At 65.4% G+C, this 11581-nt stretch carries 13 protein-coding genes; 8 read left to right on the top strand and 5 right to left on the bottom strand.

The features are described from left to right. The first annotated feature begins 56 nt into the window (after positions 1–56). From QMG28_RS06600 to QMG28_RS06620, 5 genes are all read left to right on the top strand, one after another. Complete coding sequence (locus QMG28_RS06600) at positions 57–1211, top strand: ABC transporter ATP-binding protein (protein ID WP_281841418.1); 1155 nt, start codon at positions 57–59, stop codon at positions 1209–1211. Continuing rightward, positions 1208–2098: an ABC transporter permease subunit gene (locus QMG28_RS06605; protein ID WP_281841419.1), complete on the top strand. Its 891-nt coding sequence runs from the start codon at positions 1208–1210 to the stop codon at positions 2096–2098. The genes QMG28_RS06600 and QMG28_RS06605 overlap by 4 nt, the downstream gene beginning before the upstream one ends. Before the next feature lie 91 nt (positions 2099–2189). Next, complete coding sequence (locus QMG28_RS06610) at positions 2190–3002, top strand: ABC transporter permease (protein WP_281841420.1); 813 nt, start codon at positions 2190–2192, stop codon at positions 3000–3002. After that, positions 2999–4351 carry a glutamine synthetase family protein gene (locus QMG28_RS06615; RefSeq protein WP_281841421.1) on the top strand — a complete coding sequence of 451 codons (1353 nt, stop codon included), beginning with the start codon at positions 2999–3001 and terminating at the stop codon, positions 4349–4351. Before QMG28_RS06610 ends, QMG28_RS06615 begins: the two co-directional genes overlap by 4 nt. After that, positions 4348–5670 carry an NAD(P)/FAD-dependent oxidoreductase gene (locus QMG28_RS06620; RefSeq protein ID WP_281841422.1) on the top strand — a complete coding sequence of 441 codons (1323 nt, stop codon included), beginning with the start codon at positions 4348–4350 and terminating at the stop codon, positions 5668–5670. The genes QMG28_RS06615 and QMG28_RS06620 overlap by 4 nt, the downstream gene beginning before the upstream one ends. A 270-nt stretch (positions 5671–5940) precedes the next feature. Here QMG28_RS06620 and QMG28_RS06625 read toward each other — a convergent pair whose 3' ends face one another. The 4 genes from QMG28_RS06625 to QMG28_RS06640 form a co-directional block, all read right to left on the bottom strand. Continuing rightward, positions 5941–6120 (bottom strand): hypothetical protein, encoded by a 180-nt coding sequence (locus QMG28_RS06625; protein WP_281841423.1) that lies wholly within the window; start codon positions 6118–6120, stop codon positions 5941–5943. A gap of 99 nt (positions 6121–6219) precedes the next feature. Beyond that, positions 6220–6528, bottom strand: a complete 309-nt coding sequence (locus QMG28_RS06630; protein ID WP_281841424.1) for a DnaJ family domain-containing protein — start codon at positions 6526–6528, stop codon at positions 6220–6222. A 3-nt stretch (positions 6529–6531) separates the two neighbouring features. Then, on the bottom strand, positions 6532–7002 hold the full coding sequence (locus QMG28_RS06635) for a GFA family protein (RefSeq protein WP_281841425.1): 471 nt from the start codon (positions 7000–7002) through the stop codon (positions 6532–6534). 102 nt (positions 7003–7104) lie between these two features. Beyond that, positions 7105–8676: a bifunctional metallophosphatase/5'-nucleotidase gene (locus tag QMG28_RS06640; protein WP_281841426.1), complete on the bottom strand. Its 1572-nt coding sequence runs from the start codon at positions 8674–8676 to the stop codon at positions 7105–7107. Between the two features lie 218 nt (positions 8677–8894). Between QMG28_RS06640 and QMG28_RS06645 the strand changes: the two genes are divergently transcribed. The 3 genes from QMG28_RS06645 to arsC are packed head-to-tail and all read left to right on the top strand — an operon-like array spanning position 8895 to position 10641. Further along, positions 8895–9236 (top strand): DUF952 domain-containing protein, encoded by a 342-nt coding sequence (locus tag QMG28_RS06645; RefSeq protein WP_281841427.1) that lies wholly within the window; start codon positions 8895–8897, stop codon positions 9234–9236. Further along, positions 9233–10297, top strand: a complete 1065-nt coding sequence (locus QMG28_RS06650; protein ID WP_281841428.1) for a quinone-dependent dihydroorotate dehydrogenase — start codon at positions 9233–9235, stop codon at positions 10295–10297. The genes QMG28_RS06645 and QMG28_RS06650 overlap by 4 nt, the downstream gene beginning before the upstream one ends. Continuing rightward, positions 10294–10641, top strand: a complete 348-nt coding sequence (gene arsC / locus QMG28_RS06655; protein WP_281841429.1) for an arsenate reductase (glutaredoxin) — start codon at positions 10294–10296, stop codon at positions 10639–10641. Before QMG28_RS06650 ends, arsC begins: the two co-directional genes overlap by 4 nt. 18 nt (positions 10642–10659) lie before the next feature. Here arsC and QMG28_RS06660 read toward each other — a convergent pair whose 3' ends face one another. Continuing rightward, positions 10660–11472 (bottom strand): DUF6544 family protein, encoded by an 813-nt coding sequence (locus QMG28_RS06660; RefSeq protein ID WP_281841430.1) that lies wholly within the window; start codon positions 11470–11472, stop codon positions 10660–10662. Between the last annotated feature and the right edge of the window lie 109 nt (positions 11473–11581).

The following is an 11581-nucleotide window of genomic DNA, read 5'->3' on the forward strand; positions in this document are numbered from 1 at the left end:
CACCCCCGCGCCACCCGGCGCGGGGGTTCTTCTTCTGCGAGCTGCCCGAGGTGCCCATGGCGGAGAAACCCCGCAAACCGAAACCGATAACCGACCTGTTCGCGCCATGGACCGATCCGGACGCCAAACCGCTGATCGAGTTCCGCTCGGTCACCAAGAAATTCGGCGACTTCACCGCAATCGACGACCTCACGCTCGACATCTACGAGAAGGAATTCTTTGCCCTGCTCGGCCCGTCCGGCTGCGGCAAGACAACGATGATGCGGATGCTCGCGGGCTTCGAAAGCCCCACCGAAGGCGAGATCCTGCTCGGCGGCAAGAACATGGTCGGCATCCCGCCCAATGAACGCCCGGTCAACATGATGTTCCAGAGCTACGCGCTCTTCCCCCACCTCTCGGTGTGGGACAACATCGCCTTCGGCCTCAAGCGCGACAAGATGCCAGGCGACAAGATCGCCACCCGGGTCGAAGAGATGCTGCGCCTGACCCGGCTCGAGCAATTCGCCCGCCGCAAGCCGCACCAGATTTCCGGCGGCCAGCGCCAGCGCGTGGCCCTCGCCCGCTCGCTCGCCAAGGCGCCGAAGCTGCTGCTGCTCGACGAGCCGCTCGGCGCGCTCGACCGTAAACTGCGCGAGGAAACGCAGTTCGAGCTGATGGACATTCAGGAAAAGACCGGCACCACCTTCGTGATCGTCACCCACGACCAGGAAGAGGCGATGACCGTCGCCTCGCGCATCGCGGTGATGGACCACGGCAAGATCATCCAGGTCGATACGCCGGCCCAGGTCTACGAGATGCCCAACTCGGTCTATGTCGCCGATTTCATTGGCGATGTTAACCTGATCGAAGGCACCGCCACCCGGACCGGCCCCGATCTTTGCGAGATCCGCTTCCATGAGGGCGAACCGCCGATCACCGCCGAGGTGACCAGCGAGATTTCCGATGGCCAGACGGTCACCTACGCCATCCGCCCCGAAAAAATCCGCGTGTCGCGCGATCAGCCCGAAGACCGCTCAAATGTCGCCTTCGGCAAGATCATCGACATCGGCTATCTGGGTAATGTCTCGACCTATCACGTCGAGCTGGCAGACGGGCAGATGGTGAAGGCCGCGATGACCAATGCCACCCGCGTGGCCCGGCGCGACTTCACCTGGGAAGACGAAGTCTGGCTGTCGTGGCGCGAAAGCGCCGGCGTGGTGCTCACCCAATGAGGCGCGCAGCCCTCATCGCCCTGCCCTATATGTGGCTTCTGGCACTGTTCTTCGTGCCGTTCCTGATCGTGCTCAAGATCAGCGTCTCGGATTACGCGCTGTCGATCCCGCCCTACACCCCCACGCTCGATCTGAGCCAGGGCTGGCAGGGCATCCGCGACTGGTGGGCGGGGCTCGACTTCGAGAATTTCATCTTCCTCACCACCGACTCGCTCTACTGGAGGGCCTATCTGTCGTCGCTGAAGATCGCGGTCTTCTCCACGATCATGACGCTGATCGTCGCCTATCCCATCGCCTACGGCATGAGCCGGGCAAAGGACGAGTGGCGCCCGACGCTGCTCATGCTGGTAATCCTGCCATTCTGGACCTCGTTTCTGATCCGCGTCTATGCGTGGAAGGCGATCCTGGCGCAGGAGGGCTTTCTCAACCAGGTGCTGATCAATCTCGGACTCATCGGCGAGCCCCTGACGATCCTCAACACCAACACCGCCGTCTATATCGGCATCGTCTACACCTACCTGCCCTTCATGGTGCTGCCGCTCTATGCCGCGCTGGAAAAGCTCGATGAAAGCCTGCTCGAAGCGGCCGAAGACCTTGGCTGCTCGCGCGCCTCGGCCTTCTGGCTGATCACCCTGCCGCTCTCCAAGCAGGGGATCATCGCGGGGAGCTTTCTCGTCTTCATCCCGGTGATGGGCGAATTCGTGATCCCGACGCTGCTTGGCGGCTCCGACACGCTGATGATCGGCAAGGTGCTGTGGGAAGAGTTCTTCTCCAACCGCGACTGGCCGGTCGCCTCCGCGGTGGCAATCGTGCTGCTGGCGATCCTGATCATTCCCATCGTCCTCTTCATCAAGAACGAGGAAAAGCAATGGGAGAAAGACATATGACGACGCTGGGCAATTTCGTCGCCGCCCCGGTTTCTTTGAAAGAAACCGCGCCGAAATCTTACCAGGATTTCGTCTGCACGGAGGGCCGCGCATGAGACGGCTCAGCTGGTTCAACGCCACCTCGCTCACCCTCGGCTTCGCCTTTCTCTACCTGCCGATGGTCGTGCTCGTCGTCTATTCGTTCAACGCCAACAAGCTGGTCACGGTCTGGGCCGGGTTCTCGACCCGGTGGTACGGCGAGCTGTTCCGCAACGAAGCCTTCCTCGATGCGGCCTGGGTGACGCTGCGGGTGGCGCTGGTCTCGTCGACGCTGGCGACGATCCTCGGCACGGCGGCGGCCTATGTGCTGGTGCGCGGCGGCCGGTTCTTCGGCCGGACGCTGTTTTCGGGGATGCTCTATGCGCCCCTCGTCATGCCCGACGTGATCCTCGGCCTGTCGCTCCTGCTCCTGTTCATCTCGATCGGGCTCGACCGGGGGATGATCACCATCATCCTCGCCCATACCACCTTCTCGATGGCCTATGTCGCGGTGGTGGTCACCTCACGGCTGGTGGCCTTCGACCATTCGCTGGAAGAGGCGGCGCGCGATCTGGGCTGCAACCGCTGGGATGCGTTCCGCCTCGTCACCCTGCCGATCATCGCCCCGGCGGTGATCTCGGGCTGGCTGCTCGGCTTCACCCTGTCGCTCGACGATCTGGTGATCGCCTCCTTCACCTCCGGCCCCTCCTCCACCACCCTGCCGATCAAGATCTTCTCCGCCGTCCGCCTCGGCGTGAGCCCTGAAATCAATGCGCTCTCGGCGATCCTGATCGGGATCGTCACCGTGGGCGTGATAACCACCTCGCTGATGTCCAAGCGCGCGATCGCTAAACGAATCCGCGACGAAAACAGAGCTGAAACATGACTGACTTTCTTGCCGAATACGCCGCCTTCTGTGAGACCCACGGAAGGCCGGACCGGGTCGAATTGATGCTATGCGACATCAACGCCATCCTGCGCGGCAAATGGCTGCCGGGGGACGATGAGGTCAAACTCGCCGAAGGCGGTGTGCGCCTGCCGCTGTCCACCTATGCGCCCAACATCCTCGGTGAAGAGGTCGAAGGGACCGGCCTTGGCATCAGCATCGGCGATCCCGACGGGCGGCTCTTCCCTGTGCCCGGCAGCCTCAGGCCGGTGCCCTGGGCGACCAACGGCACGAAAGTGGCACAGGTGCTGGTGGAAATGCACGACGAAGACGGCGGCGTTGCCCCCTACTCGCCCCGCCGCCAGCTCGAAGCCATGCTCGACCGCTTCACCAGGCGCGGCCTCACGCCGGTGGTGGCGACCGAGCTGGAATTCTACCTCTACAAGCCCCGCGCCGAGGAAGACGATGCGCCGACGCCGCCCGACCGTTCGCCCATCGCGCAGAACTACGATCTCGACGTGCTCGACCGCACCCAGGCCATCCTCGACGCCATCCTCGACGGCGCCATCGACCAGGGGATGACCCCCGACACGCTGATCGCCGAATACGGGCCGGGCCAGTTCGAGATCAACTTCCACCACACCGACAACGTGCTCCAGGCCGCCGACGATGCGCTGATCTTCCGCCGCCTCGTGCGCGCCACCGCCCGCAAACACGGGATGAGCGCCACCTTCATGGCGAAACCCTATGCCGATTACCCCGGCAACGGGATGCATGCCCATGTCTCATTGCTCGACAAGACCGGGCGCAACATCTTCGACGATGGCGGCGACGAACCCTCGGCGACGCTGAAACAGGCCATCGCCGGCACGCTCGATACGATGGACGATCTGCAGGCGATCTTCGCGCCGCACATGAATTCCTACCGCCGCTTCCAGCCCAATTCCTTCGCGCCGCACGCGCCCGACTGGGGGCTCGACAACCGCGCCGCCGGGGTCCGCGTGCCGGAAGTGGCCGGGCCCGGCGCGCGGCTGGAGCACCGCATCTCGGGCGCCGATACCAATCCCTACCTCGTGCTGACCGCCATTCTCGGCGGCATCCTCCATGGGCTCGACAACCCCGATCTGCCGCTGCCCCTGCCGCTCGACGACGAAAACGGCGACCACGCCGAGCCGCTCACCGCCGACTGGGCCACCGCCGTCGACACCTTCGCCGAAAGCCCGGTGGCCGAGGCGGTGTTCTGCGACGGCTACCGCGACATCTACACCGCCGTGCGCCTCGACGAGATCGCCCAGCTTACCTCGGCGATCAGCCAGATCGAATATCGCACCTATCTTGGCCGGTTGTGAAACGCCTCTGGGAGCCTTTCGCCTATTCTGACGGCCCCCGCGCCGACTGCGCCTGGGCCCTCGACCGCGATTGGCCAGTGCTGGACAGCGAGGCCGAGACCGATATCGCCATCGTCGGCGGCGGCTATACCGGCCTGTCGGCGGCGCTGCATCTGGCCGGGGCGGGCGAGCAGGTGATGGTGCTGGAAGCCCATGCGCCCGGCTGGGGCGCCTCGGGGCGCAATGGCGGCTTTTGCTGCCTCGGCGGCGCAATGGCCTCCGACGAAACGCTCACCCGCCGCTTCGGCGCCGATCAGGCCGGGCTTTGGGTCGAGGCCGAGAAAGCGGCCATTCACCTCGTTGCCGGATTGCTTGCGCAACATGGGATCGACGCAAAAACCCATTCCCACGGCGAATTGGTGCTCGCCCATTCCCCGCGCGCCTGGCGCGGCTTCGCCGCCGACCGCAGCCGCTACACCCGCCACGGGATCGAAACCGAGCTTCTGCCATCCGCCGCTTTGGCCGAACGCGGGCTGAAAGCCAGCAGCATGCAGGGCGGGATGCATGTGAAAATCGGCTTCGGCCTCGATCCCGGCGCCTATGCCATCGGCCTCGCCCGCGCCGCCCGGGCCGCCGGCGCCGATATCCGCGGGCAATCGGAGGTGCGGCGCATCACCCGCGAAGGCGGCACCTACCGCCTGACAACCCCGCAGGGCAGCCTGCGCGCCCGCCGCCTGCTCTTCGCCACCAATGGCTATTCCGCCGAGGATCTGCCCCGCTGGCTCGCCGGGCGCTTCATGCCGCTGCAATCGAGCGTGATGGTCACCCGCCCGCTCACCGAAGCCGAGCGCGCGGCACAGGGCTGGACCTCCGACCTCATGGCCTACGATTCACGCCGGCTGCTGCACTATTTCCGGCTGATGCCCGACGGGCGCTTCCTCTTCGGCATGCGCGGCGGGCTGAAGGCGCACCCGGCCCGCGAAGCGCGGGTCATGGCGCGGATGCGCGCAGATTTCGAGGCGATGTTTCCAGCCTGGGCCGGCGTCGAAACGGCGCATTCCTGGTCCGGGCTCGTCAACCTTTCGCGCGGTCAAACGCCCTATCTCGGCCCGGTACCGGAGATGGAAAACGCCTGGACGGCGATGGCCTATCACGGCAACGGCGTGGCGATGGCCAGCTATTCCGGCGCGATCATGGCCGATCTGATCCGCGGCCGCGCGCCCGACCGGCCCTTTCCCACCGTGATGCAAGCGCCGCTCGCCCGCTTCCCCCTCGGCCGCCGGCGCCGAGTGCTGCTCGCCGCGATGACCCCGCTTCTCGCCCTCGGCGACCGGCTCTGAACGCCCCTCGCAGAGCCGGCCCGTCTTCATCTTGCATCAACGAACGACGGGTGAGCAAACGGCAGGATCATGTATTGTACTTATATTCCAATGAGATGCGCCAGAACTACAACGCTAGAATCCTAGAATCGTAGAGTCCCGAACCTCACGCCCCCGGGCATAGCCCGCGAGCCACCGCAGAATACGCAGCCGTGCCGCGCAGAGGCTCGCCGCCCGGGCTTCGGAGGCATGGAAACGAGGACGCCGCCTGCGCGGTTGGCAAAGGCGCGGCTAGCGCGGCGCCCAGAATTCGCCGGTCTGATCCGGGCAGGCCGGATCGGTGATCATCTCGCCCTGAAACCGCGGCGCATTGAAATCGAAATCGCGCAGCAGACGAAACAGGAGCCGCAGCCGCAGCGCCCGTTCCTCATAGGCCGTCACCAGCCCAAAACTGTGCTCCATCACGGTCATGACAGCCGCTCCCGGACATGCCACCCCCACCGTCTGACCGGCAGTCAAACGCAAAAATGTGGTCCAGGTATGGGCAAATCGTGTGGACATGGCGGCAGATCAGCGCCGCCAGGCTTTGCGGGCAATGTCGATGCGGGCTTCCATCATCGACATGTCCTTCATGATCTCATGGCGTTTGGTGCGGTCGCCGGTCTCGGCCAGTTCCGCGCGCAGCCTTTTCAGCTCGCGTCCGAGCGATACGAATTCCGGCACCGCGCCGTTCTCGCGGATCAGCCGGTTGATCAGGGCGTTTTGCGGATCGTCCTCGGGCGGCAGCGGCTTGCCCGCGCCGGGCAGATTGTCGAACTCGCCCGCCGCCTCCGCCTCGCGGATGCGCTGGGTGATCAGGTCGATCAGCGGATGGTCCATCTCTCACGCCTCCCGTGCGCGTTCGGCCTGGAACCGCTCGTAAGCCTCGGGCCGCCAGACCTCGGAGCGGCGATAGAACGCCTCGAACACCGGCACCGCGCCCGACAGCTCAAGCCAGGGCTGTTTCGTCGAGGTGAAGATATGCACATCCGGCGCCACCGCCAAGGTGTCGTCGAGCGTGCCCATCTTCACATAGGAGAATTTCGGCCCGGTGCCGTGATAGGAGGCCCAGAGCGCCACGCCGCAGCTGGGGCAGGCCATCACCCGCTGCCCCTTGCCCGAGGCGGTGGGCAATTCGCGCGCCACCGGCGCCCCTTCCGTCACCTCGATATGCCGGGTCTCGATCATGCCGTTGAGCGCAAAGGCCGAACCGCTTTCGCGCTGGCACCAGGTGCAATGGCAGGCATGAACGATGAGCGGGTCGGCGTGAAGCCGGTATGCGATCTCGCCGCAGGTGCAATGGCCGGTTGTCATGGAAATCCCTCCCCTTCTTCGTTCCGGAAATACCTTGGGGGAGCGCGAGGGGGCAACGCCCCCTCGCCTTGATCGGGCCGTCCGAAGGCGGCCCGAGCTTGCTTACTTCGCGCTGATACGCCCGTCGACATAGGGCGTATAGGGCGAGCGTTCGGCGAGATATTCCGCCGTCACATCCGCAAGGTCCGGACCGAAATCGTAGACGTTGCTGGCGTTGACAAACATGCTGTAGCCGTCACCGCCGTTGCGCACGAAGTTGTTCGACACCACGCCGTATTCGGCCGCCGGGTCGATCGGTTTCCAGTCCATACCGTCGGCGACCATCACGTCAGACACCCGGCTGCCCGGCTCCGCCGCCGCATCCCAGGTGAATTTGAGGCCGGCAATCTGCGGGAAGCGGCCCGCGCCTTCCTCGACCTGGCTCACGCCGTTCTCAAGCGCGTCGATCATCACCTGACCGGAGACGAAGAAGGTCGACAGGGTGTTCTGGAACGGCAGCACGGTCAGCACTTCGCCCTTGGTCACTTCGCCCGCGTCGATCGAGGCCCGCACGCCGCCACCGTTCTGGATGGCGATGGAAATGCCCTGATCCTTCACCCGGTCGAGCATCGCATCGGCAATCAGGTTGCCCATCTGGCACTCCATCGCCCGGCAGCTGTCGCGTTCGCCGTTGATCGCTTCCGCGCTCTCGGCGACCACCTCGTTGCGGATTTCGTCCAGTGGCGCCGCCGCCTCGGCGATCCGCGCCTTGGTATCGGCATCTTCCATCACCTGGCCGTCCATGGTCAGCGGCTCGCCGACCGCCTCGACGATGTTGCCATCGTCGTCGAAGGTGACATTGAGCTCGCCGAGGAACTTGCCATAGGCATAGGCCTGCACGATGGCGGTGTTGTTCACCATCGTCGGATACGGACCCTTGGCGTCTTCCGAGGTGTTCGACAGATAGGTGTTGTCATGCCCGCCAACGATCACGTCGACACCCGTGGTCTCGGCCGCCACACGCTGATCGACAAGATAGCCCGAATGGCTGAGCACGATGATCTTGTTCACGCCTTCGGCGGTGAGCTTGTCCACTTCGGCCTGCACCGCGCCCACCGGATCGGTGAAGACGACATTCGGCCCCGGCGACGACAGCTCGTCAGTGTCGATCGGGGTGAGGCCGATGAGGCCCAGCCGCTCGCCGCCACGCTCGATGATGACCGATTTCTGGACCGCCTCGTGCAGCAGCGCCTCGCCGGAATAATCCGCGTTCGACATCAGCACCGGGAAGTTCACCGTATCGACGAATCCGCGCAGGATTTCCGGCCCGTCGTCGAATTCGTGGTTGCCCACGGTCATCGCGTCGTAACCCATTTTGTTCATCATCTCGGCCGCAAGCGCGCCCTTGTAATAGGTGTAGAACAACGTGCCCTGGAACTGGTCGCCACCGTCGACGAGAATGTAATTGTTCGTCCGCGCCTTCGCCTCGTTGATGGCGGTCACCAGACGGGCGGAGCCGCCAAAGCAATTGCCCTCCTGGTTGTCCTCTTCCGAGCAGCCGGAATCGAAGGCGGAAATCGGCTCGAACCGGGCATGAAAGTCGTTCGTGTGCAGAATGGTCAGCGTGTAATCGGCCTGCGCCACACCCGTGGTCAGAGCGAGCGCAGCGACCGAAGCCAGAAATTTATGTGTCATGAAGACCCCCTAGTGTTGGAACTGTCCCGAGATTGCGCGAGTCTGTTGCCGCTGTCAAAGTGGAACATGTGGTCAAATTGCATTGCAGGATCACCGGCGTATGACAAAACCGCTTCTCCGGCGGCCACACCCCGGGCAAAAGCGCCATCCCGGCGGCACCGGGGGCCGCGCCACCACGAAGCATTGACGCTGGCGGCAAGCGCTGGCATCTGAACCCCATGCTGATCTACAAGATCTTCCGCGCCCCGGAATGGGCGGCCTTCGAAGCCTCGGGCGTCACGCCGGGCGCCCCGGTCGATCTGGCCGATGGCTTCATCCATTTCTCCACCGCCATGCAGGCCGCCGAAACCGCCGCGAAGCATTTTGCCGGGGAGCAGGGGCTGGTGCTGGTCGCGGTTTCCGTCGACCGGCTCGGCACCGATCTGAAATGGGAGCCCTCGCGCGGCGGCGCGCTGTTTCCGCATCTCTACCGCGAACTCGACGCAACCGACGTGGTCTGGACCCGTCCGCTCCTTGCCGGTCCCGACGGGCTGCACCGCTTTCCGGAGGAGATGGAATGACGGCATATGAAAAGCTGGGCATGGCCGTGCTGCACCGGTTCGGACCGGAACGCGCGCATCGTCTGTCGCTGATGGCGCTGAAGGCGGGGGTCGCGCCGGTGCCCGGGCTCTATACCAGCCCTATGCTGCAAACCACCATTGCCGGCATGAAGCTGCCCAACCCGGTCGGCCTTGCCGCCGGCTACGACAAGAATGCCGAGGTGATCGACGCGCTGGCGCGCGCCGGTTTCGGCTTCATCGAGGCGGGCGCCATCACCCCGCGGCCGCAGCCCGGCAACCCGGCGCCGCGGCTGTTCCGGCTCACAGAGGATGAGGCGATCATCAACCGGATGGGGTTCAACAACCAGGGCATGGAAGCCGCCGCCCAGCGCCTGCGCCGCCGCTCGCACCGCCATCCGGTGCCGGTGGGGCTGAATCTGGGCGCCAACAAAGACAGCGAAGACCGCGCCGGCGATTTCGTGAAAGTGTTCGAAGCCTGCGGCGATTTCGTCGATTTCGTGACCGTCAACGTCTCGTCGCCCAACACCGAACGGCTGCGCGACCTGCAGGGCGCGGATGCGCTGCGCGCGCTGCTTGGCCGGGTGCTGGACGAACGCGAAGCGATGGACAAATACACCCCCGTCTTCCTCAAGATCGCGCCCGATCTCGGCGACGACGAGATCGAGGCCATCGCCGAGGTGGCCCGCTCGGTGCGGCTCGACGGGATCATCGCCACCAACACCACGATTCAACGCAAAGGTGTGAAAAGTAAAAGCCGTAAGGAGCAGGGGGGGCTTTCCGGGCCGCCATTGTTCGAAAAGTCCACGCGGGTGCTGGCCAAGTTGTCGGCGCTCACGCAGGGCCACCTGCCCCTGATCGGGGTTGGCGGGATCGACAGCGCCGAGACGGCCTGGGCCAAGATCACCGCCGGGGCCAGCGCCGTGCAGCTTTACACCGCCCTCGTCTATCATGGCCTCGGCCTTGTCGACGAGATCCTGCGCGGGCTGGAAGAGCATCTGCGGCGCGACGGGTTCACCCATATCTCGCAAGCCGTGGGCACGAAGAGAGGAGACTGGCTATGAGCGACGTAACCATCTGGCACAATCCGCGCTGCAGCAAGAGCCGCCAGACATTGGCTCTGGTCGAAGAGCAGGGCGTGACCCCCGTGATACGCAAATATCTCGAAGACGCGCCGAGCGAAGCCGAAATCCGCGCCGCCCTCGCCGCTCTCGGGCTGCGGCCCATCGAGGCGATGCGCACCGGGGAAGCCGAGTTCAGGGAAATGGGGCTGAGCCGCGACAGCGACGACGACACGCTGATCCGCGCGATGGCCGAAATGCCCAAGCTCATCGAACGCCCTATCGTGTTCAAAGACGGCAAAGCCCGCCTTGGCCGGCCACCCGAACAGGTGCTCGACATTCTCTGAGCGAACCCGGGGCGGCGCCTACTCGATCGCCGACAGCGCCGTGACCCGGCCCAGGAAGTAGCTCTCGTAGCCGTCCGGATAGACATAGCCGACCTCGCCCCGCGTGGGGATCCGCCGCCCGTCGATCTCGGCATAATCCGAAAAGGCTCCGCGCCAGTCGAGCGGCACGACGCGCCCGTCGGGCAGGGTTGCGGGGCGGCCGCGCGCCTGCACGCCGACAATGTCGCCGGCAGCATCGAGCGTGAAAACCACTTCCGCCGGGCCGCCTTCGGTGCCCATCCGCGCCGCCACACCCTCGGCCCGCATCTCCCACGTAATCGCCCGGTTCGTCAGGATCGCATCGGGCGACCAGGGCAGCTCGGCAAGGTAGCGCAGCCCCTCGCTCAGCGCCGCCTCCGGCCCCTCATAGGCATCGAGGCGGAAAGCCCCGAAGAACCGCACATCGAGCAGGCCCGCGCCATCGGCATAGGAATCCAGCACCCGCACCACAGGCAGCGGACCGAGCCGCATCTCTGCAAGCCAGGCAAAGCCGGGCCGGGCGGTGGCGATGGTCTGGCGGGCGGCAAGTGCCGTCCACCCGGCGCCGGGCTTGAGCCGCATCTCGGCGCTCTGCTTCAGCGCAAGCGCGCGCGCCGGGTCAGATCCCGCAAGGCCGCGCCGGGCGAAGGCGGCCACCTCGGGCGGCAAATCCTGCCGTGGCGCGCCGGGAGAGGCTTCGGCCAGACGCGCATCCAGCCGCGCAACGCCGCGTGAAAACCCGGCGGCAAAGATGAGCGTCACCGCCACGGCCAGCGCCAGCAGCGCAGCGATCCCGGCAAAGACGATTTTCATGGCAGCCTCCCTGTACGTGCCCCGATCCTACGCATCCGCGCGCCGCGCCGCTTTGCCCGGGATCAAGCCCGGCTTGCCATATGCGATTTTCTGCGCTTTGCTGGTCGGA

Source organism: Sinisalibacter aestuarii (assembly GCF_027923545.1).
GTDB classification, from domain to species: Bacteria; Pseudomonadota; Alphaproteobacteria; order Rhodobacterales; family Rhodobacteraceae; genus Sinisalibacter; species Sinisalibacter aestuarii.